At 33.6% G+C, this 25,045-nt stretch carries 26 protein-coding genes; 20 read left to right on the top strand and 6 right to left on the bottom strand.

The genetic code is table 11. The features are described from left to right. The first annotated feature begins 55 nt into the window (after positions 1-55). From Q0828_RS05845 to Q0828_RS05825, 5 genes are all read left to right on the top strand, one after another. Positions 56-619, top strand: coding sequence for an RNA polymerase sigma factor (locus tag Q0828_RS05845; protein ID WP_298418506.1), 564 nt, complete (start codon positions 56-58; stop codon positions 617-619). Then, on the top strand, positions 606-1,397 hold the full coding sequence (locus Q0828_RS05840) for a hypothetical protein (protein ID WP_298418505.1): 792 nt from the start codon (positions 606-608) through the stop codon (positions 1,395-1,397). Before Q0828_RS05845 ends, Q0828_RS05840 begins: the two co-directional genes overlap by 14 nt. 62 nt (positions 1,398-1,459) lie before the next feature. Then, positions 1,460-2,494: a hypothetical protein gene (locus tag Q0828_RS05835; protein WP_298418504.1), complete on the top strand. Its 1,035-nt coding sequence runs from the start codon at positions 1,460-1,462 to the stop codon at positions 2,492-2,494. Positions 2,495-2,619: 125 nt separating this feature from the next. Beyond that, a complete protein-coding gene (locus Q0828_RS05830; protein WP_298418503.1) occupies positions 2,620-3,603 on the top strand; it encodes an erythromycin esterase family protein in 984 nt (327 codons plus the stop codon). Between the two features lie 95 nt (positions 3,604-3,698). Further along, positions 3,699-3,890: a hypothetical protein gene (locus Q0828_RS05825; RefSeq protein WP_298418502.1), complete on the top strand. Its 192-nt coding sequence runs from the start codon at positions 3,699-3,701 to the stop codon at positions 3,888-3,890. An 82-nt stretch (positions 3,891-3,972) separates the two neighbouring features. Here the strand turns inward: Q0828_RS05825 and Q0828_RS05820 are convergent, their stop codons facing one another. Continuing rightward, on the bottom strand, positions 3,973-4,251 hold the full coding sequence (locus Q0828_RS05820; protein WP_298418501.1) for a Cys-every-fifth RiPP peptide CefA: 279 nt from the start codon (positions 4,249-4,251) through the stop codon (positions 3,973-3,975). 323 nt (positions 4,252-4,574) lie between these two features. Between Q0828_RS05820 and dnaG the strand changes: the two genes are divergently transcribed. Continuing rightward, entirely contained in the window at positions 4,575-6,527 is a 1,953-nt protein-coding gene (dnaG, locus tag Q0828_RS05815) for a DNA primase (RefSeq protein ID WP_298418499.1), read from the top strand. A 205-nt stretch (positions 6,528-6,732) separates the two neighbouring features. On the opposite strand, the gene Q0828_RS05810 is transcribed toward dnaG, so the two are convergent. Further along, complete coding sequence (locus Q0828_RS05810; protein WP_298418498.1) at positions 6,733-7,362, bottom strand: response regulator transcription factor; 630 nt, start codon at positions 7,360-7,362, stop codon at positions 6,733-6,735. Between the two features lie 162 nt (positions 7,363-7,524). After that, the gene (nadE, locus tag Q0828_RS05805) at positions 7,525-8,313 is read right to left on the bottom strand and encodes an NAD(+) synthase (RefSeq protein ID WP_298418497.1); all 789 of its coding nucleotides are present in this window, start codon (positions 8,311-8,313) and stop codon (positions 7,525-7,527) included. Between the two features lie 206 nt (positions 8,314-8,519). On the opposite strand from nadE, the gene gldB reads away from it, so the two are divergent. Beyond that, a complete protein-coding gene (gldB, locus tag Q0828_RS05800; protein ID WP_298418495.1) occupies positions 8,520-9,470 on the top strand; it encodes a gliding motility lipoprotein GldB in 951 nt (316 codons plus the stop codon). Next, on the top strand, positions 9,470-9,808 hold the full coding sequence (gene gldC / locus Q0828_RS05795) for a gliding motility protein GldC (protein ID WP_298418493.1): 339 nt from the start codon (positions 9,470-9,472) through the stop codon (positions 9,806-9,808). Before gldB ends, gldC begins: the two co-directional genes overlap by 1 nt. Before the next feature lie 42 nt (positions 9,809-9,850). On the opposite strand, the gene Q0828_RS05790 is transcribed toward gldC, so the two are convergent. Further along, entirely contained in the window at positions 9,851-10,603 is a 753-nt protein-coding gene (locus tag Q0828_RS05790) for a DUF5995 family protein (RefSeq protein ID WP_298418492.1), read from the bottom strand. A 164-nt stretch (positions 10,604-10,767) separates the two neighbouring features. Between Q0828_RS05790 and Q0828_RS05785 the strand changes: the two genes are divergently transcribed. Next, a complete protein-coding gene (locus tag Q0828_RS05785; protein ID WP_298418490.1) occupies positions 10,768-11,148 on the top strand; it encodes a GTPase in 381 nt (126 codons plus the stop codon). Here the strand turns inward: Q0828_RS05785 and yihA are convergent. Next, positions 11,123-11,731, bottom strand: a complete 609-nt coding sequence (gene yihA / locus Q0828_RS05780) for a ribosome biogenesis GTP-binding protein YihA/YsxC (protein WP_298418489.1) — start codon at positions 11,729-11,731, stop codon at positions 11,123-11,125. The genes Q0828_RS05785 and yihA overlap by 26 nt on opposite strands. 5 nt (positions 11,732-11,736) lie before the next feature. Beyond that, positions 11,737-12,501 (bottom strand): alpha/beta hydrolase, encoded by a 765-nt coding sequence (locus Q0828_RS05775; protein WP_298418488.1) that lies wholly within the window; start codon positions 12,499-12,501, stop codon positions 11,737-11,739. 273 nt (positions 12,502-12,774) lie between these two features. Here Q0828_RS05775 and mraZ point away from each other — a divergent pair, with 273 nt between their 5' ends. From mraZ to Q0828_RS05720, 11 genes are all read left to right on the top strand, one after another. Next, complete coding sequence (gene mraZ, locus Q0828_RS05770; protein WP_298418487.1) at positions 12,775-13,242, top strand: division/cell wall cluster transcriptional repressor MraZ; 468 nt, start codon at positions 12,775-12,777, stop codon at positions 13,240-13,242. Further along, complete coding sequence (gene rsmH, locus Q0828_RS05765; RefSeq protein ID WP_298418486.1) at positions 13,229-14,125, top strand: 16S rRNA (cytosine(1402)-N(4))-methyltransferase RsmH; 897 nt, start codon at positions 13,229-13,231, stop codon at positions 14,123-14,125. The genes mraZ and rsmH overlap by 14 nt, the downstream gene beginning before the upstream one ends. 3 nt (positions 14,126-14,128) lie before the next feature. Then, complete coding sequence (locus tag Q0828_RS05760; protein WP_298418485.1) at positions 14,129-14,446, top strand: FtsL-like putative cell division protein; 318 nt, start codon at positions 14,129-14,131, stop codon at positions 14,444-14,446. 5 nt (positions 14,447-14,451) lie between these two features. Next, a complete protein-coding gene (locus Q0828_RS05755; protein ID WP_298418484.1) occupies positions 14,452-16,458 on the top strand; it encodes a penicillin-binding protein in 2,007 nt (668 codons plus the stop codon). Then, positions 16,455-17,918: a UDP-N-acetylmuramoyl-L-alanyl-D-glutamate--2,6-diaminopimelate ligase gene (locus Q0828_RS05750; protein WP_298418483.1), complete on the top strand. Its 1,464-nt coding sequence runs from the start codon at positions 16,455-16,457 to the stop codon at positions 17,916-17,918. The genes Q0828_RS05755 and Q0828_RS05750 overlap by 4 nt, the downstream gene beginning before the upstream one ends. Before the next feature lie 20 nt (positions 17,919-17,938). Then, the gene (gene mraY, locus Q0828_RS05745; protein WP_298418482.1) at positions 17,939-19,174 is read left to right on the top strand and encodes a phospho-N-acetylmuramoyl-pentapeptide-transferase; all 1,236 of its coding nucleotides are present in this window, start codon (positions 17,939-17,941) and stop codon (positions 19,172-19,174) included. A gap of 76 nt (positions 19,175-19,250) precedes the next feature. Continuing rightward, positions 19,251-20,591 carry a UDP-N-acetylmuramoyl-L-alanine--D-glutamate ligase gene (gene murD / locus Q0828_RS05740; protein ID WP_298418481.1) on the top strand — a complete coding sequence of 447 codons (1,341 nt, stop codon included), beginning with the start codon at positions 19,251-19,253 and terminating at the stop codon, positions 20,589-20,591. Between the two features lie 18 nt (positions 20,592-20,609). Then, positions 20,610-21,809 (top strand): FtsW/RodA/SpoVE family cell cycle protein, encoded by a 1,200-nt coding sequence (locus Q0828_RS05735; protein ID WP_298418480.1) that lies wholly within the window; start codon positions 20,610-20,612, stop codon positions 21,807-21,809. 60 nt (positions 21,810-21,869) lie between these two features. Next, a complete protein-coding gene (gene murG / locus Q0828_RS05730; RefSeq protein ID WP_298418479.1) occupies positions 21,870-22,976 on the top strand; it encodes an undecaprenyldiphospho-muramoylpentapeptide beta-N-acetylglucosaminyltransferase in 1,107 nt (368 codons plus the stop codon). 6 nt (positions 22,977-22,982) lie between these two features. Continuing rightward, positions 22,983-24,335: a UDP-N-acetylmuramate--L-alanine ligase gene (murC, locus tag Q0828_RS05725; RefSeq protein WP_298418477.1), complete on the top strand. Its 1,353-nt coding sequence runs from the start codon at positions 22,983-22,985 to the stop codon at positions 24,333-24,335. After that, the gene (locus Q0828_RS05720) at positions 24,325-25,044 is read left to right on the top strand and encodes a cell division protein FtsQ/DivIB (RefSeq protein WP_298418476.1); all 720 of its coding nucleotides are present in this window, start codon (positions 24,325-24,327) and stop codon (positions 25,042-25,044) included. Before murC ends, Q0828_RS05720 begins: the two co-directional genes overlap by 11 nt. The last annotated feature ends 1 nt before the right edge of the window (position 25,045 follow it).

The following is a 25,045-nucleotide window of genomic DNA, read 5'->3' as shown; positions in this document are numbered from 1 at the left end:
CAGACAACCATTTGCACAAAAATTGCGTCTATGTCAATAGAAAGCAACCTGTATAATGAAAGTTATTCAATTACATCTACAAGAAACAAAACTCATAAAGCGAGCCAAACGGAATGACCGTAAATCGCAGCAAGTGTTATATGCGCAATATGCTCCAAAAATGTTGAGTGTTTGTAGATACTATATAGCAAATATTCATGATGCAGAAGAAACAATGCTTTCTGGTTTTTTCAAAGTATTTACAAATATCAAAACGTTTAAAAACGAAGGAAGTTTTGAAGGCTGGATTCGAAGAATAATGATTCGAGAATCAATTTCCTTTCTTCGGAAAAAAAATCCACTAATTGCAGTAGAAGAAATAGAAAACTACACTGAAGTTTCGGAATGTGAAATGGACGTAAATGCAGGTGTCGCAGAAATTCAAAAAGCTATTGACGCATTGCCACAAGGATATCGAATTGTGTTCAACCTCTATGAAATAGAAGGATATAAGCATCAAGAAATAGCAGAAATGCTCAACATCTCAGTAAGTACTTCAAAAACACAATTGTTTAAAGCAAAAAAAACGTTGCAAGCACAACTACGATCAAAAAAAAACAAAACAAATGAAATCGCATAATATAAAAGACATACTGGAAGAGCGTAGGATGGAAGTTTCTGAGAATTCTTGGGATCAACTTGCGAATCAATTAAGTGTTCACGACAAAAAGAAAAAACGACGCAATGTATATCCGTATGCAGCTTGTTTTGCCGTATTAGTAGGTTTAATTGCGTTTATAGTAAGTAAAAGTATTGGTGAATCGCAATCACAAGTAATAGTTGATACGGAAACAATAAAAACACAAAAAGGAGTAGAAGCGCCAAAGCCGATTCTTCTTAAAGAAGAAATTGATGACAAAGTTTTTAAATCGGCAATTGTAGCAACTGAAACACCAAATACAAGCGAAATAAAAGTCAAAAAAGAAACCGATAAAAAAAAGCAAGTAACACAGAAAGAACGCAAAGAGTTAAATGTTGCATTTCAAAAAGAAATACAAGAAACCATAAAAGTTGATACACTTTCAGTAATGTCAACAAAGAAAACTTCAGTTGTTCTTGCAGAAAATATAAAAGAAGTCAAGCTTGATAAAGAACTCAAGGCTTCAATTGCAGCTTTATCTGTAACAGAGAAAGTAACAATTACGAATGAAGAAATTGATAAATTGCTAAAAGAAGCACAAGAATCACTTTCTAAGCTGAAAGTAAAAAATAAAGAAGCAGATATTACTAAATATGCAACTGCTGACGAATTGTTAAATGAAGTAGAATACGAACTCGACATGTCATTCAAACAAAAAGTATTTGAACTCATAAAACACAAGGTTTCGAAAACCAGAACGGCCGTGGTGGATCCGTAACCATACATTCTAAAGGTCTATAAACAGACAATTTTTTAAAAACATTTCATAAAAAAACGAACATGAAAACAATTACAATGTATTTATGCCTGATATTCCTATGCGTAAATTTTACCATGCAGGCACAACAAAAAGACTCCATTCAACTCAAAAAAGAGCAGGATAAAAAATATTTGGAAAACCGATTGCGAATAATCGAGACGCAGGAAAAAGAAGTTCTGAAAATTGAAATTAATAAGATTAATGAAAAATTAGAAAAAGGAGAAATCACTCAAAAAGAAGCAGAAAAACAAAAGAAAAAAGCAGCGTTGATAGCAGCTGCTACCATTGAATATCGTATGGCAAAAACCAAACGTGAAATGTTGACTGACTATTACATTCAGGAAGAAGGAAGTTTTATTCGATTTGGAGAAATTTTTGATACTCGAAAAATTAAAAAAAGACCTTTAAAATATGATAAGCGAACCTACTCAGACATTGTATTTGCACTTGGCTTAAATAATGCACTTCAAGATGGGAAATCGTTTAGTAATTCTGATTATAAAGTTGGAGGCTCACGTTTTTTTGAATTTGGAATTTCATGGAGAACACGTGTGTTCAAAAATCACAATTTTGTACGTTTCAAATATGGATTGTCATTACAATACAATAATCTAAAGCCAACAGGGAATCGGGCATTTGTTGATAATGGAAATACAACTACACTAGAAGAATTTCCAAATGATTTACGTCGTTCAAAAATACGAATGACCAACTTAGTTGTGCCTATCTATTTTGAATTTGGTCCATCAAACAAAAAACAAACAGATCATTATATTCGTTACAACACACGAGAAAAAATCAAAATAGGAATTGGTGGGTATGCAGGAGTCAATTTGGCTGTAAAACAAAAACTACGTTACAAAGAAAATGGCGATCATGTGGATCAAGAAATTAGAAGAAATTTCAATACAAATAGCTTTGTCTACGGTTTGGCAGGTTACATTGGTTGGGACGATTTAGCATTGTACTGTAAGTATGATTTATCTCCAATCTTTAAAAGTCCTAACGCAAAACAACGAAATATTTCATTAGGTGTACGACTTGATGTATTTTAAATGCTAAATGCTAAATGCTAAATGCTAAATGCTAAATGCTAAATGCTGGATGTGAGATATGATATTTTCTCTAAAACACGAATAGTCTTTATGCTTATCTCAATACGCAATATCAAAACATAGAAATGAAAACAGGAACCATACTTATTGCAATTTTTTTCTCGCTTTACGCGAATAGCCAAGAATTACAACAAGAAATTAATATTATAAAAACAGATATACATCTATCATCAACGCAAAAATTAGATAGATCTTTAGATGCGCTCGTTTCTGAAATAGGAGACAAGCGTATTGTTGCACTCGGAGAAGATACACATGGAACAAAAGAATTTTATGGGCTCAGAAATGCAATCACACAGAAATTGATAAAAGAAAAAGGTTTTAATATGGTGATTCTTGAAAATCCGTATGAAGACTTAGAAATGTTATCAAAAAACCTGCAAACTGAACCAATAGATTCATTGATGAAAAAACATCTCTTTTCAATCTATCAAACAGTGGAAATGAAAGAGTTTTTAAGCTGGTTAAAAAAGTATAATCAAACACATACACCAATTCCGTTTAAAGGTTGTGATGATTCATGTAGAGAAATTCTCCCAGAACTATTATTTGAAGAATTGCAATCAAATATGACTGTTGAAGTTAAAGAAATTTTAGAGCAATACAAATTACGTGTAACGTTAAATTCAAGCGAATTCTACGCAAAATTCCCAGAGAAAAAACCTGAGAAAGATGATGATTATGATAGAGAAGTCTATCGTTTGATACTTAATCTTGAAAAAGCTCTCAAAAAAGAAAACAATTCATCAAAACGATTGAAAGAGTTAATGCTTAATGCGAAAAATTCATATATCAATTATGAAATGATCTATACAGGGAATATAATAACTAGAGATATTGTTATGGCAGAACGCGTGGCACATTTGGTCAAAGATCCGAATGCGAAAATCATTGTCTGGGCACACAATGCACATATTTCAAAAGAAGTAATTATTGATAATGAAATTGGTTTAATGGGAAGGAATCTCAAAAAAGAATTCCCAGAAGAATATGTTGCAATTAGCATGAGTAGTTTTAGCGGAAGTTACTCTTACATAAAAAACGTTTAATCAATGACGATCATAACTACGATGATCAACTCTATAATTTAGACTATCCTAAGCTGCCAGAAAATACTTTTGAAGAAAAGTTGGCACAGAATACCATGGAATCCTATTATTTTCCAATCAATCAAAAAGTAAAAGAAATCTGTGCAAAACTTCCTAAGCAAAAAGTGAAGTTATTTGGATATCGTGAAAATTCCGAAAAAGACTATTACGAAGTCAACCCTGCAGTGATGTATGACTTTGTGATTTTTATTAAAAAGACCACTCATACAACACCATTATTTAATTGACATTAGCAAATAGTATAGAAAAGTAAAAAGGAGATACCTGTGTAGTATCTCCTTTATATTTTAATTTATAAAATACAAGTCATTATCTTATATCTATAATAGTTATAGGACATACTCTTGACGGACAAAAATTTGACGGACAAAAGTTTGATGGGCATCCATTAGATGGGCAAAAGTTTGAAGGACATCCGTTAGATGGACAAAAATCTGATGGACAGCCATCGGACGGACAAAAATCTGAATCTGTCACAATAATTGGACCGTCAATAAGAATTCCTCCTCTAACTTGATTACTACTCAAATTAGAAATCGCTTTTTTGTTCAAAGCTAGTTTGCGTAAACTCATTTTCTTTTTTTTCATGATTTTAGAATTTATTAGTTAATAGATTATGTTAATAAACACTGTTTTTTCATAAGTTAAAACAGTGTAACTAGTTAATTATTAAATAAATATAAAAAATAATAAAATATATTAGGTAAGGTAAAACCGTATTTTTAGTTGTATTAAAGTTCTTTTTTAGAAAGAAAAATAGTATTTTAATGAAAGTTAAGTATTAATTAAATAATGTGTTTTTTAATATAAAATTCAAAAAAAGTTAGTTCTAAAAGACACTTTTCTTTTTTATATTAATATTGATGAAAACTTAGTATTTTTGAAGTTCATTCCTAAATATCCCAAAACCATTGATCTCAAAATCAACCATAGATGCAGTTTTTGACATTTCTCGTGTAGAAGAAGTTATTGGCGATTTTGTACAACTTAAAAAATCGGGAAGCAACTTCAAAGGCTTAAGTCCATTCTCTGATGAGCGTACACCTTCTTTTATGGTATCGCCTGTAAAACAAATTTGGAAAGATTTTAGTTCTGGAAAAGGAGGAAATGCAGTCGCGTTTTTGATGGAGCATGAACACTTTACTTATCCAGAAGCTATAAAATATTTGGCAAACAAATACGGAATAGAAATAGAAGAAACTGAACGTACAGATGAAGAAAAAGCACTTGCTAGTGAAAAGGAAAGTATGTATTTGGTTTCTGAATATGCTAAAAAATACCATCAAGAAATTCTTTGGGAAGCTCCGCAAGGAAAAGCAATTGGACTTACCTATTTTAAAGAAAGAGGTTTTACTACAGAAACCATAAAAAAGTTTGGTTTAGGGTATGCCTTGGACGAATGGGATGCGTTTACAAATACAGCGCTTAAGGAAGGATATAATCTTAACTATCTTTCAAAAACAGGATTAACGATAGTAAAAGAAGAAAAACGCTTTGATCGTTTCAAAGGAAGAGTCATGTTTCCAATTCATAGTATGAGTGGACGTGTGCTTGGTTTTGGTGGACGAATTTTAACGAATGATAAAAAAGCGGCTAAATATCTCAACTCGCCAGAAAGTGATATCTACCATAAAAGCAAAGTTTTGTATGGCTTGTATTATGCAAAGCAAGCGATAGCAAAAGAAGATAATTGTTATTTGGTAGAAGGATATACAGACGTAATTCAGATGCATCAAGCAGGAATTCACAATGTAGTTTCGTCTTCAGGAACGGCGTTAACTTCTGAGCAAATTCGTTTAATAAATCGTTTAACGAAAAATATTACGGTGCTATATGATGGAGATGCTGCCGGAATTCGTGCATCGCTTCGTGGAGTAGATTTAATTTTAGAACAAGGAATGAATGTGCGTGTGTGTACATTCCCAGAAGGAGAAGATCCAGATAGTTTTACCAAAAATAATGCATTAGAAGATGTATTGGAATATTTCGAAAACAACATCAAAGATTTTATCAGCTACAAAGCTTCATTGCTGATGGAAGTTGCCAAAAATGATCCGATCAAAAAGGCGGAAGTTATTAATGATATGATGTCAAGTATTTCGAAAGTATCCGATCGCATCAAGCAAGAATTGTATTTGCGCGAAACATCTCGTATCATGGATATTTCTGAAGAAGTATTATTTGCAACCTTAGCACAACTTCTCAATAAAGAAATTAAAGAGACTAACAAAAAGACAAAGCAGGAAAAAAAGACATTTGAAGTTATAAAAACAGAGAAAAAGTCTGAAACTGTAGATGTTCAATATGTGTTAGAACGAAAAATTATTGAAATCTTGTTGTTGTACGGAAGTATGGAAGCTACTTTTGAAGATTTAATCTTAAAAGAAAATGATGAAGGCGAATTGAAAATGGAGCCTGAACTTTATGAGGCAAGAGTGTATGAAAAACTTTTTCTTGATTTACAACAAGATGAAATTGATTTAGCAAATGAAAAGTTTAAAATAGTATACTATAGTGCTATTGAAAAGTTAAACGAAACAGGAGAATTACAGTTGGACACATTCATTAACGAACTTTCACCTGAAATAGCGAGCGAAGTTACAGATATTCTGATGCGTGAAGAACAGTATGAATTGCACAGCTGGGAAACACAAAACATCTTTGTAAAACCAAAAGAAGAAACAATTAATAAATTAACTAGTGACACAATATTAAACTTAAGGCGCAAATTAATATTTGAAAAAATCCAGCGATTAATGAATCAAACTATTGATGTTGAGTTTAATGAAAGTATTTTAGAAGAGGTAAATGAATACAATAAATTAGTAAACTTTCTATCGGAACATCTTAAAAGAGTCATCTAAACCTTAATAGAATATAGTCCACTGAGCTTGGTCGAAATATGGTTATTGAGCTGTGTCGAAATATGGTTATTGAACTGCGTCGAAATACGGTTGTTGAGTCTTATCGAAATAAAAAATGATGATATGCAAAATTCTAAAAAGAACATATACATATCATCATAAAAATTTTTTTAACTGTAGTTAGAGAATATTCTCTATAATGCAATTACAGTAATTCTAATGCTTTTGCCTGTTGCAATAGATCAACTAAGTTGTCTACGTTCAACTTACGCATTAGGCGAGCTTTGTACGTGCTCACAGTTTTTTCGTTTAGATTTAACTCTTCAGCAACATGTTTGTTACGTTTACCAGAAGCTAAAAGTTTTAATACTTCTACTTCTCTTGTAGACAAACGTCTGAAGAATCTACGGGGTTTGTTTGTGCTTTCGTCAAATGCTAATCGTTGCGCTAATTCGTTGCTAATATAGATGCCTCCATTTGCAACTTTAATAATCGCGTCTTTAATAACATTTGTAGCGACAGATTTGGATAAGTAACCAGAAGCTCCAGCTCTCAATGTGCTTACAGCGTAAACATCTTCTGAGTGTGAGCTAAACATGATTACTTTCACGTCAGCGAAGTCTTTTTTAAGTCTTCTTAAAGCAGTAATACCATTGACTTCAGGAATATCCATCTCTAATAAAACAACATCTACATGCTCTTGACTAATGAAGTCAAAAAGCTCAGAAGTAGTAGCAGCTTTACCTACTACGTCAATCTCTGTAGAGTTCTTGAATAAAGATTTTACTCCTTTTCGAACAATGGGATGATTGTCTGCAATTAATACTTTAACCATAATTTAGTTTTTAAAGTTATTATTAAATCAGACCATCACATAAAGAAAGGTTCGTCATTTCATGCTAACACAAAATCGAATCAATTTTTATTTCAGGTTTAGGGGGTCTGTAGCAACAAATTTAAACAAATTTTTATAAAAATGATTAAAAAAGAAGATTTTTTATGTCAGATTTTGCGGTATTTCACAGACTGGAATTGGCGTCATTTTATGTTTATTTGCAGAATTAAATCGCTTGTAAATACTGAAAACTTCTCGTTGCCTCCCTGAGAAATCTTCTACAGTTTTTCCTTCATCATGCATACGCATAGCCCATTCAAGCTCATCATAATTAGCACCAATTTGATCTTCATCACTCCTTGTGTCACCAAACAAACCATCGGAAGGCGCAGCATTCATAATAGACTCAGGAACTTCCAATTCTTTTCCAAGTAAATACACTTCACTTTTCATCAAATCTGCAATCGGACTCAAATCAACACCACCATCTCCATATTTGGTATAAAAACCTACACCAAAATCTTCTACTTTGTTTCCAGTTCCTGCAACCAAACGTCCTAATAATCCTGCATGGTAATACAAAGTTGTCATGCGCAAACGTGCTCTAGTATTCGCTAAAGCCATATCCACAGTTGCTTGCTTCCCGTCTAAGGAAACTTCTGTTTTAAATTCTTCAAAAACGGGTGTCAAATCTACGCGGACATCACTTACATTTTCAAAACGTTCCTTTAACTGTTTTATGTGTTCTTGTGCACGATTTACGTGACTCTGCGCTTGATGAATCGGCATTTCTATACATAAAGTTGGTAAACCAGTTTTTGCACATAATGTTGAAGTCACTGCGGAATCAATTCCTCCAGAAACTCCCACAACAAATCCGTTTACCTTTGCATTTGTAGCATAATCCTTTAGCCAAGAAACTATATATTCAATAACCTTATCAGTTTTCATCCGTTTATTTTTACTTAATTAATTTTGTCAAATGGAATTTGCCAATCATCTCTTCAGTTGATGCATCAGAATTGTTTTTGGCTCATTTCATGTATTTTCGATTTTTTTACAATATAAAAAAAGTAAATTTGCAGACAAAAATAGGTGTAGAATAAAATTTATAAATAACGCGTGCGTTTACCTTTTTATAATTCTTAAAGTTGACTATGAAAAAAATACTTGTATTATGTTTGTTAATTGTGGTTGGATGTGCTAAAGAAAACCCGTTAGAAAAAGAAATTGCAGCAATTCCTATAGATTTAAGTATAAGTCGATTTGATCAAGTGTTTTTAGGGGCGGCACCTTCTGATTTACCACAACTGAAAGAAACGTATCCAATGTTTTTTCCAAGAACAATTCCTGATTCTACTTGGGTATATACCATGCGCGATCCTTTACAGAAAGAACTGAAGGAAGAAATTGATCTGGTTTTTGAAGATTTTTCATCAGTACATCTAGATGTAAAGTCTGTTTTGCAACATATTAAGTACTATTTTCCAGAATACAATACACCAAAAATTTTTACGGTAACAACGGAGGATTATCGTAAAAAAGTGATTCTATATCAAGATATGATTTTGATTGCGTTAAACACGTATTTAGGTGTAGATCATAAGTATTATGAAGGAATTCAAAAATTCATTGTAAATGGTTTTAAAAAAGAAATGATTCCTGTTGATATTGCCAATCAATTCGCATATTCACAAGTTTCTCCTACACGTGATCGTACTTTTTTAGGAAAAATCATCTTTCACGGAAAAGTGCAATACATAAAATCATTATTAGTGCCAAATGCTTTAAAAGGGCTACAATATGGATACACAGAAGATCAATTAATTTGGGCAAAAGATAATGAAGCGGAAATTTGGACTTATTTTATTGAGAAAGAATTACTATTTAGTACAGATAGTAAGTTGGATAATAGGTTCATAAACATGGCGCCTTTTTCTAAATTTTACTTGGAATTAGATAATGACTCTCCAGGAGGAATTGGTTGTTATATTGGTCATCAAATTGTGGCTTCATACATGAAAAATAATGATGTATCTTTGCAGGAATTATTATCAAAATCAGCAGAAGAAATTTATAATAACTCAAAGTACAAACCAAGAAAATAATGGCGAATAAATTAAAGTCAGAAATCAAAATTGCGGTAAGCGTTGACGAAAATAATGTTCCGGAAGAAATCAATTGGACAGCTAAAGATGGAGGCGTAAATGATGAAGCTACGAAAGCAGTAATGTTGTCCGTTTGGGATCATAAAGCGCAAGAAAGTTTGCGTATTGATTTATGGACAAAAGATATGCCTGTTGACGAAATGAAAGTGTTTTATCATCAAACATTAGTATCTATGGCGCGTTCATTTCAACGTGCTACAAATGATGAAAAAATGAGTGCTACAATGCTAGATTTCTGTGATTATTTTGCAGAAAAGCTGGAAATTATAAAGAAGTAAGCTTTCGCTTAAATATACTCAGAAATACAATAAATTGAGGTTTTAGTCTTTTTCTAAAATCTCAATTTTTGTTTCAATAGAACCGCGTTCTTCCAATCGGATAATCTTCAATAAAAATCGAATTAAAAATCCTGGATTGCTCACAATCTGGGCTTTCTTGGTAACTTTCTCATCTCTTTCGGAAATTAATTTTGCCCAATCAACTTCAGGAGAATCGGCTAATAAAGTTGCGTATTTCCATGCGCCATCTCTGGCAAGTTTCATGCTGAAATCAATTAAAATAGTATCAAACTTCTCAGTTGCTTTAATAATTTTAGCCAAAGTTCTCCATATAAGCGACAATTCTTTTTCAACATCATGAACCAATTCGCCTAAAATCACATTAATCTTATCAAAATCATCCTTTAAATCATTAATATTTTTACCTTTCATTACTTCTGCAGCAGCAATTCCTAAATCAAGATTTATATGTGCATTCATGCCTAACAATAAGTGCTGCAACACTATCAACCAATAATTGTCAGCTTCTTCAAATGCAAGTTGCCATGAAGTTGTTGGCGGCGTATTATTTTTATAATCTGTATACGCTTGTAAATATCGATTCGCAAAAATAATATCCAAACGTTCCATGCGTGGATTATCATCAAAAAAATCATTCTCAATGCCTTCCTTAACTTTACAGGTCACTTTTTGATACAAAGCCGCAAAGTAGCCCATCGTACTTGATTTTTCTTTACTCTCTTTAATGATTTCATCTAAGAACGAAATAACTTCGTTAATGGTAGTTGCTTGCATGGTTTTGAGTTTTGGAGAACTAAAAGTATAAAACTTATGTTAAAGTTGAAAAGGAAAGTATATTTTATACGACGTATGATAAGTAATGAGATATTTCAAATTATGAATGTTGAATAGAAAAAAGTTACCTTTTTAAGATTCAATACCCAACACCTAAGACTCAAATGGCTAAAATTATATTCATATATAATGCGAAATCAGGTAAAATAAATAGTTTGCTTGATATTGCACATAAACTAATCAGCCCAAAAACATATCAATGCAAGTTGTGTTCTATAACACATAATACATTTTCGGAAAACGAGCAATGGAAAAAATTTAGAGAGCAGACAACTCTTCCGTTAGAATTTTTACACAGTGATGAGTTTGAAGCAAAATACAAGCCGATAGAAACAAAATATCCTGTCATTCTATTAGAGGAAGACAATCAAAAAATAAAAGAATGGATTCCGAAAAGTGAAATTGAAAATATAGAAAGTACAGGAGAACTTATTCGTTTGATAAAGTCAAAAACGGAAGCTATGAATTTTTTAAATCTTGGTTAATCTGTTCAATATAATTTAATACATCATCACGTCCTACAGCTTTAGATGCAGAAGTAATAAAGTATTGTGGCATTTCTTCCCAGACATCTTCTAATAATTTTTCCCGATATGAATTTACGTGCTTATCAATTTGTGAAGGACGTAATTTATCCACTTTCGTGAAAATAATGCAAAAAGGAATCTGATTTTCGCCCAGCCATTGCATGAACTCTAAATCTACTTTTTGAGGATTGTGACGAATATCAACTAATACAAAAGCACAAACGAGTTGTCTTCTTTTGTTAAAATACTCTGTTATGAATTTTTGAAAAACTTTCTTAGTGCTTTTTGAAACTCGTGCGTATCCGTAACCTGGTAAATCGACCAAAAACCATTCATTATTAATCTTAAAATGATTAATTAACTGTGTTTTTCCTGGTCTTCCAGAGGTTTTTGCTAAACTTTTACGTTGAGTCAGCATATTGATCAATGAAGATTTTCCAACATTAGAACGACCAATAAAAGCATATTCAGGAATTGAATTCTTAGGACATTTGGCTACGTCCGAATTACTCATGATAAATTCCGCTGATTTAATCTTCATAACGATTAAAAGTTTCGTTTAGTAAGCCAATCTTGCAAATGCTCGTTAAATTCTTCTGGGTGTTCCATCATTGGCGCATGCCCGCATTTTTCAATCCAATATAAATTTGAATCTGGAAGTAATTCATGGAATTCTTCAGCGACATCTGGAGGTGTTACAGTATCATTTTTCCCCCAAATAATTCCAGTAGGAATATTCATTTTAGGTAAATCTTTACCCATATTATGACGAATAGCACTTTTGGCAATTGCTAACGTTTTAACCAATTTACTACGGTCATTTACGGTTGCAAAAACTTCATCTACAATCTCTTTTGTCGCTACAGCAGGATCGTAAAAAACATCTTCACTTTTCTTTTTAATAAATTCGTAATCACCACGCTTCGGATATCCATCACCCATGGCACTTTCGTACAATCCCGAACTACCAGTAATTACTAAACCTTTTACCAATTCAGGATATAATTTAGTAGCTAACAGTCCAATATGACCACCAAGTGAATTTCCAAGTAAAATAACTTTGTCGAGTTTTTTGTGAAGTACAAATTCTTTGACATATTTCGCGAAATTCTTCACGTTTGTCTTCAAAAGAGGCATTGTGTAAATAGGCAATTCAGGGATTACAATCTTATATCCTTTGGTTGAAAAGCTCTCAGTTACAGCTTCAAAATTGCTCAATCCGCCCATTAAACCATGTAAAATAACGATAGGTGTCCCTTCTCCCACTTCGAGATAATTGAATTTACCTTCCTTTTTAAAGCTTTCTTTCATTAACGGCTATCAGTTTTTAACAAGAGACAAATATAGGCATTTCGTAATTATTTAAGTGCTTTTTTTTTAATGTATCAAAACATACTAAAAATAGTACAAATAAACGCGCTTTCTCAAGGTTTTTACCACGCACCAAAAAATTGATTTTCAGTTTGGTTACCTCTTTTTTTTATGTTAAAAAGAAAAATTTATTAACAATGTGGTAAAAAGTGGTAAAATGTGGTAAAATTTTCAATATATTTGAATCTTAAAGTGTATAAACCACATTTCAGAGTGATAAATCTAATTGGAACATATGAATGCAAGATAGATGCCAAAGGGCGAATGCTTGTGCCAGCTGCTATAAAAAAGCAGTTGTCTCCTGTGTTGCAGCAAGGTTTTGTGGTGAAACGAAGCTTATTTGAAACCTGTTTGGAATTGTATCCAATGGACGAATGGAATTCGGCAATGAAAGATGTAAACAAATTGAATCGGTTCAAAAAAAAGAACAATGATTTTATCAGAAAGTTTACAGCTGGCGTAAAAATCATCGAAATTGATGCAGCTGGACGTTTGTTAATTCCAAAAGATTTGATCGGAATTGCAGGAATCAAAAAAGAAATTGTGCTGTCATCAGCAATAAATATCATAGAAATTTGGGATAAAGAAAAATATGAAGCAGCTATTGATGATTCAGCAGACAGCATAGCAGATTTAGCAGAAGAAGTAATGGGAAATGACGATGCAGATGGAATATCATAATCCAGTTTTATTAAAAGAAACGGTTGACGGCCTCAATATCAAAGAGGATGGAGTGTATGTTGATGTGACTTTTGGCGGTGGCGGACATTCAAAAGAAATTTTGAGTAGACTAGGTGAACACGGAAAACTATATGCTTTTGATCAAGATCAAGATGCATTAGAAAACGCAATTGACGATTCAAGATTTACATTGATCAGTCAGAATTTTAGACATTTAAAAAAGTTTTTACGCTTTTATGGTGTGAAAAAAGTAGATGGAATCTTAGGTGATTTTGGAGTTTCATCACATCAATTTGATGTAGCTGAACGTGGATTCTCATTGCGATTTGAAGCTGATTTAGATATGCGAATGGATCAAGAAGGTGAAATTTCAGCATTTCATGTGGTAAATGAATATGAAGAAAATGAATTGCGCTCAATACTATCACTATATGGTGAAGTTCGAAATGCAAAATCAATCGCAGCACGCATTGTAGAAGCAAGAGAAGAAGCACCTATAAAAACAACAGAAGAATTGAGAATTGCGTTAAAACGTTTTTTGCCAAATCATAGAGAACATAAAATATTAGCGCAAATCTATCAAGCAATTAGAATTGAAGTAAATCAAGAAATAGAAGTCTTAAAAGAATTTCTATTACAAACGCAAGAATTATTAGATGAAGGCGGAAGAATCAGTTTGATAAGCTATCATTCATTAGAAGATCGTTTAGTGAAACGCTTCATTAGAAGTGGATTATTTGAAGGTGAGCCAGAAAAAGATTTCTACGGAAGAATAGATGTTCCTTTTAAAAAAGTAGGGAAACTAATTATTCCGTCAAACGAAGAAATAAAAATAAATAACAGAGCGCGCAGCGCCAAACTAAGAGTAGCAGAACGGCTGTAAAAGATGAAAAAAGGTATCTATGACATATTAAAAGGTAGATTTCTCATCAATGATGATGCAATTAAAAATTGGAGATTCATCGTTTTTGCTTCCTTCTTAGCATTAATTATGATTGCGAGTTCGCATTGGGCGGAAAAAAAAGTACATGAAATCGCAAAGCTCAATGATGAAGTAAAAGAGTTGAAAAGTGAATTTGTAGATGCGCGGACGACACTGCAACAACTAAAATTTGAATCCTACATCACAGAAAAAGTAGCCGTAAAAGGATTGGCACCTTCTGAAAATCCGCCAAAAAAAATTAGAGTAAAGTCACAACAATAAAATAAATGCCAGTAACCGACAAGAACATATTAAATCGTTTATATTTTATCGCAGGAGGTATGTTTCTCTTCGCAATAGCGGTTGTCGTACAATTGGTTAATATTCAATTTGTAGATGGTGACGAGTATAAAAAAATGGCACAGGATCAATCATTCAGAAATGCTACTATTGAGCCAAGCCGTGGAAATGTATATGCAGATGATGGAAGCTTATTAGCAACGTCTGTTCCTAAATATGATATCTTCTTTGATGCCGTTACGGTAAAAGAAAAAGTATTTGTCGACAATGTAAAACCGCTGGCGGATTCATTAGCAAAAATGTTTGACAAATCTTCTTCGCATTATGAAAGAACATTGCGCAAAGCACGAAAAGACAAAAGCAGGTATTTCCGAATCGCTCGAAAATTAAGTTATGCAGAATACATTCGAATCAAACAATTTCCAATCTTTAAACGCGGTGCAAATCGTGGGGGATTTATAGATAAAGTAAAAACGGTTCGAGAACATCCAATTGGAAGAATTGCAGAACGTACGGTTGGTTATGAGCGTAAAGATGATGATGGACATTATACACGAGTTGGATTGGAAGGAGCTTTTGGCGAATACCTACGCGGAAAAGCAGGAAGACGCTTGGAACAAAAAATAGCCAAAGGACAATGGAAGCCTGTTTCTGGAGATAATGAATTAGAACCAAAAGATGGTTTTGATATCATTTCAACTATAAATGTAAATATCCAAGATATCGCACATCATGCATTATTAGAGCAATTGGAAAAATACAAAGCAGATCACGGTTGTGTAGTGGTAATGGAAGTAGCAACAGGCGAAATAAAAGCTATTTCAAATTTGGGTAGAAACACAAAAGGAAAATATTACGAACGTCTTAATTATGCTGTTGGAGAATCTCATGAGCCAGGCTCTACATTCAAACTAATGGCTATAGTGGCGGCTTTAGAAGATAAAGTGATTGATAGTAATTACGTGGTTGATACAGGAAATGGAAAACTGAAATTTTATGGGAAAACTGTGCGTGATTCTAATAATAAAGGGTACGGAAAAATCTCAGCTTCGGAAGCTTTTGAAGTGTCTTCAAATACAGGAGTTGTAAAAATAATTACTGATTTCTATGGTAAAAACCCTAAAAAATTTGTGGATCGCCTATATAATATGGGGCTAAATGATAAGCTTGGTTTGCCAATCACAGGAGAAGGATCGCCAATTATTCCACACCCGAATGATAAAACAGGTTGGTTTGGAACAACATTGCCATGGATGGCTTTTGGATACGGAGTCTCATTAACACCATTACAAACATTAACGTTTTACAATGCAATCGCAAATGATGGAGAAATGGTGCGTCCACGATTTGTAAAAGCAGTCCGTGAAAACTGGTATGCAAGCGAAAAAGTATTTGAAAAAGAAGTAATCAATCCGTCAATATGTTCTAAAGAAACGGTAGCGAAAGTGACCAAAATGATGCAAAATGTGGTGGAGAAAAAGCATGGAACAGGAAATGGATTGTATTCTCCTGATTTCTCTATGGCAGGAAAAACCGGGACATGTCAAAAAAATTACATCATTAAAGATAACAAAGAATACATTTCAACTTTTTCAGGATTCTTTCCTGTAGAAAATCCGAAATACTCATGCATTGTAGTGATTCACGAACCAGATAGAAAAATTGGATACTACGGAGCGGATGTTTCAGGACCTGTATTCAAAAAAATAGCACACAAAATCTATACGGATACACCAATATTTGATCAAGTGGAAAGTATTGATGAAGTGCATGGAGTTGTAGAGAAAAGCTTTGAAGATTATTTAGATAAATCAAGAAAATACGAAACCATCATACCAAGTGTTATTGGAATGCCTGCGATGGATGCAATTCCATTATTAGAAAACTTGGGTTTACGGGTAGAAATCAATGGAGAAGGAAAAGTAACTAAACAATCTTTGGAAGCTGGTAAAAAAATAGGATCACAAAAACGAATTGTACTAGAATTATCGTGAAAACACTAAAAGACATATTATATAAAGTACAGATCGAAGCCGTAACTGGCGATACGACAATTGCGATACGTGAACTTGTTTTTGATTCCCGTAAAGTGCAATTGAATGATGTGTTTGTAGCAATCAAAGGATACGAGGTTGATGGACACAGTTATATCAGTACAGCAATAAAATCAGGAGCAGTTGCAGTGATTTGTGAGGAAATTCCAGAAGAAATTATCAACGGAATTACCTATGTGCAAGTAGATAATGGAAGTAGTGCGTTGGCAATAATGGCATCAAACTATTATGGAAATCCTTCAGAAAATCTAAAGTTGATCGGTGTTACAGGAACGAATGGGAAAACAACAATTGCAACCTTATTGTATCAACTATTCAAAAAAGCTGGTTACAAAGTCGGATTGCTATCTACGGTAAAAATTTTGGTAGATGATAAAGAATACAAAGCGACGCATACAACACCAGATTCATTAACAATCAATAAGTATTTGGAGGAAATGAATCATGAAGGTGTGGAATACTGTTTTATGGAAGTTTCGTCACATGGAATTCATCAAAAAAGAACAGCTGGACTCACGTTTCAAGGTGGAATATTTACAAATCTATCGCATGATCATTTAGACTATCATGATACGTTTGCAGAATATAGAGATGTAAAAAAGAAATTCTTTGATGAATTGCCAAAAGAAGCTTTCTGTTTAGTAAACATTGATGATAAGAATGGCTTGGTGATGTTGCAAAATACCAAAGCTAAAAAATATACATATGCATTAAAAACCTATGCTGATTATCGTGCGCAAATCTTAGAAAATAGATTAGCAGGATTATTATTAAAGATAAATGATAATGAAGTTTGGGCTAAACTTATTGGAAGTTTTAATGCGTATAACCTGTTGTCTATTTACGCTACAGCGGAATTGTTAGGGTTGGAAGAAATAGAAATATTAAGGTTGATTAGTGAACTCGAAAGTGTAAGCGGTCGCTTCGAGTATTTTATCACAAAAAACAAAATCACAGCAATTATTGATTATGCACATACGCCAGATGCTTTAAAAAATGTGCTGGAAACGATCAATAACATTCGCACAGGAAACGAACAATTAATTACAGTTGTTGGTTGCGGAGGTGATCGTGATGTAACAAAACGTCCAAAAATGGGGAACATCGCGTCAGCACTAAGTACAAAAGCAATTTTTACATCAGACAATCCTAGAAGTGAAGATCCTATGATTATCATTGATGCGATTGAAAAAGGTGTAGAGCCGCAAAACTATAAAAAAACGCTTTCGATCACAGATCGTAAACAGGCGATTAAAACAGCGTGTCAAATGGCAAAAGAAAATGACATCATTCTCATTGCAGGAAAAGGACATGAAACGTATCAGGAAGTAAACGGAAAACGAACTGATTTTGATGATTATAAAATCGCGAAAGTAATACTAGACAATCTAAACGAATAACCGAGCAACAACAAAGAAATATGTTATACTACTTATTTGAATATCTCGAAAAGCAATACCAGTTTCCTGGCGCATCCTTATTTGGGTACCTGAGTTTCAGGGCAGCCATGGCTGTAATTCTTTCGTTGTTGATTTCTACAATCTATGGGAAAAGAATCATTGCGTATTTGCGTACAAAACAAATTGGTGAAACGGTTCGTGATTTAGGTTTAGAAGGTCAAAAAGAAAAAGCCGGAACGCCAACCATGGGTGGAATTATCATCATACTGGCAACGCTGATACCTGTACTGTTGTTTGCGAAACTTGAAAATATATACATCATTTTACTATTGATTACAACGGTTTGGATGGGAATTATCGGGTTTGTAGACGATTATATCAAAAAATTTAAAAATGATAAAGACGGGCTAAAAGGGAAATTCAAAGTTCTAGGACAAGTAGGATTAGGAATCATTGTTGGAGCAACCTTGTTTTTTCATAATGACGTAACAATTCGTGAAGAGTTACCAGTTGGTCAGCAACAAGAAATTGTCATGAATGCTGATGCGCCTACAAAGAAATTTGGAGAAGAAAAACGCTCCACAAAAACAACAATTCCATTCGTAAAAGACAATGAGATCGATTATGCAAAACTAATCACATGGATAAATCCAGACTATGCAAAATATGCATGGTTAATCTTTATTCCAATTGTCATATTTATCATTACAGCAGTATCGAATGGCGCAAATCTTACTGATGGTATTGATGGGCTTGCCGCAGGAACTTCGGTCATCATTGTGCTGACGTTGGGAATATTTGCATGGATCTCTGGAAACCTAATCTTTTCGGAATATCTCAATATAATGTACATACCAAGGGCTGGAGAAATTACCATTTACATTGCCGCATTTGTGGGGGCGTTAATAGGGTTCTTATGGTATAATACTTATCCGGCACAAGTGTTTATGGGAGATACAGGGAGTTTAACCATTGGAGGAATCATCGCAGTAATTGCGATTGCAATTCGAAAAGAATGGTTAATTCCAATCCTTTGTGGAATTTTCTTGGCCGAAAATTTATCGGTTGTAATACAGGTAAGTTATTTTAAATACACTAAAAAGAAATTTGGGGAAGGAAAAAGAATATTTCTAATGTCACCATTACATCATCATTATCAAAAACTAGGCTATCACGAAAGTAAAATTGTAACCCGATTCTGGATTGTTGGAATCTTATTAGCAATTCTAACTATTGTTACGTTGAAGCTTAGATAAGTAAAAATAAAAATGCGGTCTGAGGCACTCGAAGACCAAACAAACGAATTAATAAAACAACAAGAATAATACAGTAGTGTCAAAACAACGATTAGTCATATTAGGAGGAGGAGAAAGCGGTGTGGGAACTGCAATCTTGGGAAAGAAAAAAGGCTATGAAGTGTTTGTTTCTGATAAAGGAACAATTAAAGTGCATTACAAAAACGTTCTAAATCAGTTTGAAATTGAATGGGAAGAGCAACAGCATACGGAAGCAAAAATTCTAAATGCAAATGTTGTGATGAAAAGTCCTGGAATTCCAGATACGGTTCCATTAGTAAAAGAATTAGCTGCTAAAGGAGTTTCTGTGATTTCCGAAATAGAATTTGCAGCAAATTACACAGATGCAACTATTGTGGGAATCACAGGAAGTAATGGAAAAACAACCACAACGATGTTGACGAATCATGTGCTAACACAAGGAGAATTCAATGTGGGAATGGCTGGAAATATTGGAGACAGCTTTGCAAAGCAAGTGGCGGAAGAAAACTACAATTTATATGTCTTGGAAATAAGTAGTTTTCAGTTAGATGGAATTGTGAAATTCAAGCCGCATATTGCTGTGATAACCAATATTACACCTGATCATTTAGATCGATATGAATACAAATTTGAAAACTATATCGCATCTAAATTCAGAATTGCAATGAACCAAACTTCGGAAGATTATCTCATTTATGATACCGATGATAAAGTCATTGTAGACTGGCTAGAAAAACACCCTGTTCAATCAACATTAATACCGTTTTCATTAGAAAAAAAACTTGAAAATGGTGCATATATAGAAGATAAAAATATAATACTAACGATACAAAATAAGACAATAACTATGCCAACGGACTCGCTAGCGCTAGAAGGAAAACACAATACAAAAAATGCAATGGCTGCTTCGGCAGTTGCACAACTGTTAAACATAAGGAAGCAAACCATACGCGAAAGTATGTCTGGATTTCAAGGTGTAGAACATCGTTTAGAAAAAGTATTGAAAATCCAAAATGTTCAATATATCAATGACTCTAAAGCAACTAATATCAATGCAACATATTATGCGTTGGAAAGTATGACAACACAAACGGTTTGGATCGTTGGAGGAGTTGACAAAGGAAATGATTATTCAGACTTATTGCCATTAGTGCATGAAAAAGTAAAAGCAATTATTTGTTTAGGAGTTGAAAACTCAAAAATCATCGAATCATTTGGAAGAGTTGCCGATTTAATGGTGGAAACAACTTCTATGAGTGAAGCGGTGAAAATTGCACACAAAATTGCAGACAAAGGAGATAATGTATTATTATCACCAGCATGTGCAAGTTTCGACTTGTTCGAAAACTATGAAGACAGAGGAAAGCAATTTAAAGACGCTGTAAGAAGTCTGTAAAAAAAAGAAAATATACATATGAATGCCATCTTTAAAAATATAAAAGGAGATAAAGCGCTTTGGGCAGTAGTTGCCTTACTAGCTTTGTTCTCGTTTTTACCTGTATACAGTGCCAGTAGTAATCTGGCATATCTATACGGAGATGGTAATACATTGAAATTCCTTATAAAACATGCGTCACACTTATTCTTAGGGTTTGCGATCATTTATGGAGTGCATAGAATGCCGTATCATTATTTTAGAGGTTTGTCTATTATTATGATTCCTATTGTGTTAATTTTCTTGGCGTATACTTTGGCGCAAGGAACAACAATTGGAGGCGCTAATGCAAGTCGTTGGATGCGTATACCATTTGTTGGAATCAAATTTCAAACATCAACTTTAGCGAGTGTTGTATTAATGATTTATGTAGCTCGATATTTATCTCGAATCAAGGAAAAAGTAGTAACATTTAAGGAGACTATATTGCCATTGTGGGTGCCAGTTTTTTTAGTAGTAGGGTTAATATTACCAGCAAACTTTTCTACATCGGCAATGATCTTTTCAATGGTATTGATGTTGTGTTTCTTGGGAGGTTATCCGTGGAAATATTTACTAGGAATTGTAGGAGTTGGTATCGCAGGACTTTTACTGTTTATCGTAGTTGGTAGGGTAATTCCAGGACCTATACAAGTTAAAATACAAACATGGGAAAATCGTGTAAGTAACTATTGGAGCGGAGATAAAAGTAATAAAGAAGCAAACTATCAAATTGAACGTGCAAAAATTGCCATTGCTAGTGGTGGTGTTGTAGGTGTTGGAGCTGGAAAAAGTGTTATGAAAAACTTATTGCCACAAAGTTCTTCGGATTTTATCTATGCCATTATTGTGGAAGAATATGGTTTAATAGGAGCTTTGTCATTACTATTTCTATATCTATTACTGTTATTCAGAATTGTCATTGTGGCGCACAAGGCAGATACCATATTCGGAAAATTATTAGCCATAGGTGTCGGTTTGCCAATCGTATTTCAGGCACTAATTAATATGGCAGTTGCAGTAGAATTATTTCCAGTAACAGGGCAAACTTTACCATTAATTAGTAGTGGAGGAACGTCCATTTGGATGACCTGTTTGGCCATAGGAATTGTACTAAGTGTGAGTAAAAAACGAGAAGAAATATTAGAACAGCAGGAAAAAGACGAAAACCCGTTAGCTGTGCTTAGTGAGGCTTTATAAGGTGTGTGCAGGGGTGAAGTGTAGATTTTTGATTTAATAAGGTACTGAATTAACAAATAAATGAATAAAGAAGAGCAATCATATAAAATCATCTTATCAGGTGGTGGTACAGGAGGACATATCTATCCTGCGATTGCAATTGCGAACGAATTAAAAAAGCGCTATCCAAACTCTGAATTCCTATTTGTAGGAGCACAAGATCGAATGGAAATGGAGAAAGTGCCGCAAGCAGGTTATAAAATTGAAGGATTATGGATTTCTGGACTGCAACGAAGCTTATCATTGAAAAATCTAATGTTTCCCTTTAAGCTAATTAGTAGTTTGTGGAAATCACGAAAAATAGTAAAAAAGTTCAAGCCAGATGTTGTGATCGGAACGGGCGGATTTGCAAGTGGACCGTTGTTGAAAGTTGCTTCAGGAAAAAAAATACCTGCGATTATTCAGGAACAAAATTCCTATGCAGGAATCACAAATAAATTGCTGGGAAAGCAAGTGCGAAAAATATGTGTCGCGTATGATAACATGGAGCGATTCTTCCCGAAAGGGAAAATCATTAAAACAGGAAATCCTGTGCGCCAAGATTTATTAGAAATAGAAAGCAAAAGAACGGAAGGAACCACATTTTTTCAATTGCAAGAAGGTGTAAAAACAATCTTGATTATTGGTGGAAGTTTAGGTGCGAGACGAATAAATCAGTTGATCGAAAAAGAACTAGATTTCTTTGGGGAGCAAAAAGTGCAACTGATTTGGCAATGCGGAAAATTCTATTATGAGCACTATAAAAAACACAATGAATTGTCGCATGTGCAAGTGCATCAATTTGTAAACAAAATGGATTTAGCATATGCTGCCGCTGATATCATTATATCACGAGCAGGAGCAAGTTCTGTTTCAGAATTATGTATTGTAGGGAAACCAGTAATACTAATTCCGTCACCAAATGTTGCAGAAGATCATCAAACCAAAAACGCATTAGCAATCACAGAAAAAGGCGCGGGAATCCTAATTCGGGAAAATGAACTAGATGAAAAGTTTGAAAAAGAATTTAGAGCATTAATGCGATCAGAAAAAATGCAGGAAAGATTTAGTAAGGAAATCAAAAAACTAGCCTTGCCAAATGCGACGGCAACCATTGTGGATGAAGTAGAAAAGTTATTAAAAAAATAAGTGAGTTTGAATTTAAAAAACATACATAACGTTTATTTTGTAGGCATTGGCGGAATCGGCATGTCTGCTTTGGCACGCTATTTCAAATTCAATAACAAAAATGTAGCGGGATATGATAAAACGAAAACTGAAATTACAAACGCTTTAGAGGCACTTGAAATTCAGGTTTCAACAAATGATAATGTAACGGAAATTCCTGTTCAATACCTAAACAAAGAGAATACAATCATTATTTATACGCCAGCAGTGCCAAGTGAACACTCGGAACTGACGTATTTTAGAAAAAATGATTTTAGCATATACAAAAGAGCAGAAGTTTTAGGGCTAATTACAAAAGACACCTTTTGTCTAGGAGTTGCAGGAACACACGGAAAAACAACAACTTCAAGCATTTTAGGACATTTACTAGCAGTATCTGAAACGGATGTGACAGCTTTTTTAGGCGGAATTGCAGAAAATTATAACTCAAACCTAATTCTAAAAGGAACTGAAATCACGGTTGTAGAAGCGGATGAATTTGATCGTTCATTTTTACAGCTTTCGCCAGATATTGCTTGTATCACATCTATGGATGCAGATCACTTAGATATTTATGGTAAAAAAGAAGCATTGCAAAATTCGTTTATAGAATTCACAAAATGTATCAAGCCAAACGGAAAGTTATTTGTGCAAGAAGATATTGAGTTAGCTGGAATCACTTATGGGTTTAAAGAATCATCAGATTATCATATAAAAAATATAAGTATCGAAAATGGTGCTTATAAATTTGATATTGTAACACCTACAGAAATCATTGAAGACTTACAATTTCATTTGCCCGGACGACACAACTTGTTAAACGGACTAGTAGCTTTTGCGATGGCGGACACAATAGGAACCCCAACCGGCCGCCTCGCCAAAGCGATGAAAAGTTTTAAAGGTGTGCAACGAAGATTTTCATATCAAATAAAAACAGATGATTTTGTATTTATAGATGATTATGCACATCATCCAACAGAAATAAATGCATTGCATCAAGCGGTTCGTGAAATGTATCCAGCTAAAAAAGTAACGGCAATATTTCAACCGCATCTATTTAGTAGAACAAAAGATTTTGCAGATGAGTTTGCAGAAAGTTTGGCGCAGTTTGATGAAATCAGTCTCTTAGAAATCTATCCCGCAAGGGAGAAACCAATGGAAGGAATTACGTCAAGTTGGTTATTAAGCAAAATAAAAAATGATCAGAAACAATTGATTGCTAAAGAAAATTTGATCAATTACATAAAAGAAATCAATACGGATGTTTTACTTACAGTTGGTGCTGGAGATATAGGAGCAGAAGTACTAAAAATTAAAAATGCATTAACAGTTGAAAGTTAATTGGAATCTCATAAAAGGAATTGCTATCATAGCAGTATTGATATTTTTATATGCCTTTTCGGCGAATAGAAATGCAACACGTGTTATAGGAAAACCTGATATAAAATACCTTGATGGAGAGCAATATTTCATCACGCGTTCGATGGTTAATAAATTGTTAATACAAAATAATGATAGTGTTACGAACATAAGAAAAGATCGCTTAGATTTGGATGTTCTGGAGGAACGTTTACGCGCAAACGAAATGATTCAAGATGCAGAAGTGTATCTGTCTGTAAATGGGACTCTTGGTGCAAAAATAAAACAGCGAACACCAATAGCACGTATCGCAAACAAAGACTCTTTTTACATTGATTCAGAAGGGAAGGCGATGCCTTTATCCAAAGTTTCTTCGGCTCATGTTCCATTTGTGGAAGGAAAAGTTGATAAAAAAGTGTTGAAAAATGTATATACGTTAGCTAAATATATTGCTGAAGATGATTTTCTGAAAAAGAATGTTGTCACCATCATACAAAATGAAAATTTCACATTCAATCTAAAATTAAGAGCGAATGATTTCGTTGTGTTATTTGGTAAAGTTGAAAACATAGAAAAGAAGGTGAATAATTTGAAAGCGTTTTACAAAAAAGCTGTAAAAGATAAAACGTTGAATGATTATACGAAAGTTGATTTAAAATTTACCAATCAAGTAGTATGCACCAAAAAATAAG

This window comes from uncultured Kordia sp., assembly GCF_947496985.1.
GTDB lineage: Bacteria > Bacteroidota > Bacteroidia > Flavobacteriales > Flavobacteriaceae > Kordia.
Note: the sequence above shows the minus strand (reverse complement) of the source record. Positions and strands in the feature narration are given on the sequence as shown.

What these genes read in the sequence shown, in the direction of transcription:
- Q0828_RS05845 (WP_298418506.1), top strand. Translation starts at nt 56, where the DNA reads ATGAAAGTTATTCAATTACATCTACAAGAAACAAAACTCATAAAGCGA.
- Q0828_RS05840 (WP_298418505.1), top strand. Translation starts at nt 606, where the DNA reads ATGAAATCGCATAATATAAAAGACATACTGGAAGAGCGTAGGATGGAA.
- Q0828_RS05835 (WP_298418504.1), top strand. Translation starts at nt 1,460, where the DNA reads ATGAAAACAATTACAATGTATTTATGCCTGATATTCCTATGCGTAAAT.
- Q0828_RS05830 (WP_298418503.1), top strand. Translation starts at nt 2,620, where the DNA reads ATGAAAACAGGAACCATACTTATTGCAATTTTTTTCTCGCTTTACGCG.
- Q0828_RS05825 (WP_298418502.1), top strand. Translation starts at nt 3,699, where the DNA reads ATGGAATCCTATTATTTTCCAATCAATCAAAAAGTAAAAGAAATCTGT.
- Q0828_RS05820 (WP_298418501.1), bottom strand. Translation starts at nt 4,251, where the DNA reads ATGAAAAAAAAGAAAATGAGTTTACGCAAACTAGCTTTGAACAAAAAA.
- Q0828_RS05810 (WP_298418498.1), bottom strand. Translation starts at nt 7,362, where the DNA reads ATGGTTAAAGTATTAATTGCAGACAATCATCCCATTGTTCGAAAAGGA.
- nadE (WP_298418497.1), bottom strand. Translation starts at nt 8,313, where the DNA reads ATGAAAACTGATAAGGTTATTGAATATATAGTTTCTTGGCTAAAGGAT.
- gldB (WP_298418495.1), top strand. Translation starts at nt 8,520, where the DNA reads ATGAAAAAAATACTTGTATTATGTTTGTTAATTGTGGTTGGATGTGCT.
- gldC (WP_298418493.1), top strand. Translation starts at nt 9,470, where the DNA reads ATGGCGAATAAATTAAAGTCAGAAATCAAAATTGCGGTAAGCGTTGAC.
- Q0828_RS05790 (WP_298418492.1), bottom strand. Translation starts at nt 10,603, where the DNA reads ATGCAAGCAACTACCATTAACGAAGTTATTTCGTTCTTAGATGAAATC.
- Q0828_RS05785 (WP_298418490.1), top strand. Translation starts at nt 10,768, where the DNA reads ATGGCTAAAATTATATTCATATATAATGCGAAATCAGGTAAAATAAAT.
- yihA (WP_298418489.1), bottom strand. Translation starts at nt 11,731, where the DNA reads ATGAAGATTAAATCAGCGGAATTTATCATGAGTAATTCGGACGTAGCC.
- Q0828_RS05775 (WP_298418488.1), bottom strand. Translation starts at nt 12,501, where the DNA reads ATGAAAGAAAGCTTTAAAAAGGAAGGTAAATTCAATTATCTCGAAGTG.
- rsmH (WP_298418486.1), top strand. Translation starts at nt 13,229, where the DNA reads ATGGAATATCATAATCCAGTTTTATTAAAAGAAACGGTTGACGGCCTC.
- Q0828_RS05760 (WP_298418485.1), top strand. Translation starts at nt 14,129, where the DNA reads ATGAAAAAAGGTATCTATGACATATTAAAAGGTAGATTTCTCATCAAT.
- Q0828_RS05755 (WP_298418484.1), top strand. Translation starts at nt 14,452, where the DNA reads ATGCCAGTAACCGACAAGAACATATTAAATCGTTTATATTTTATCGCA.
- mraY (WP_298418482.1), top strand. Translation starts at nt 17,939, where the DNA reads ATGTTATACTACTTATTTGAATATCTCGAAAAGCAATACCAGTTTCCT.
- Q0828_RS05735 (WP_298418480.1), top strand. Translation starts at nt 20,610, where the DNA reads ATGAATGCCATCTTTAAAAATATAAAAGGAGATAAAGCGCTTTGGGCA.
- murG (WP_298418479.1), top strand. Translation starts at nt 21,870, where the DNA reads ATGAATAAAGAAGAGCAATCATATAAAATCATCTTATCAGGTGGTGGT.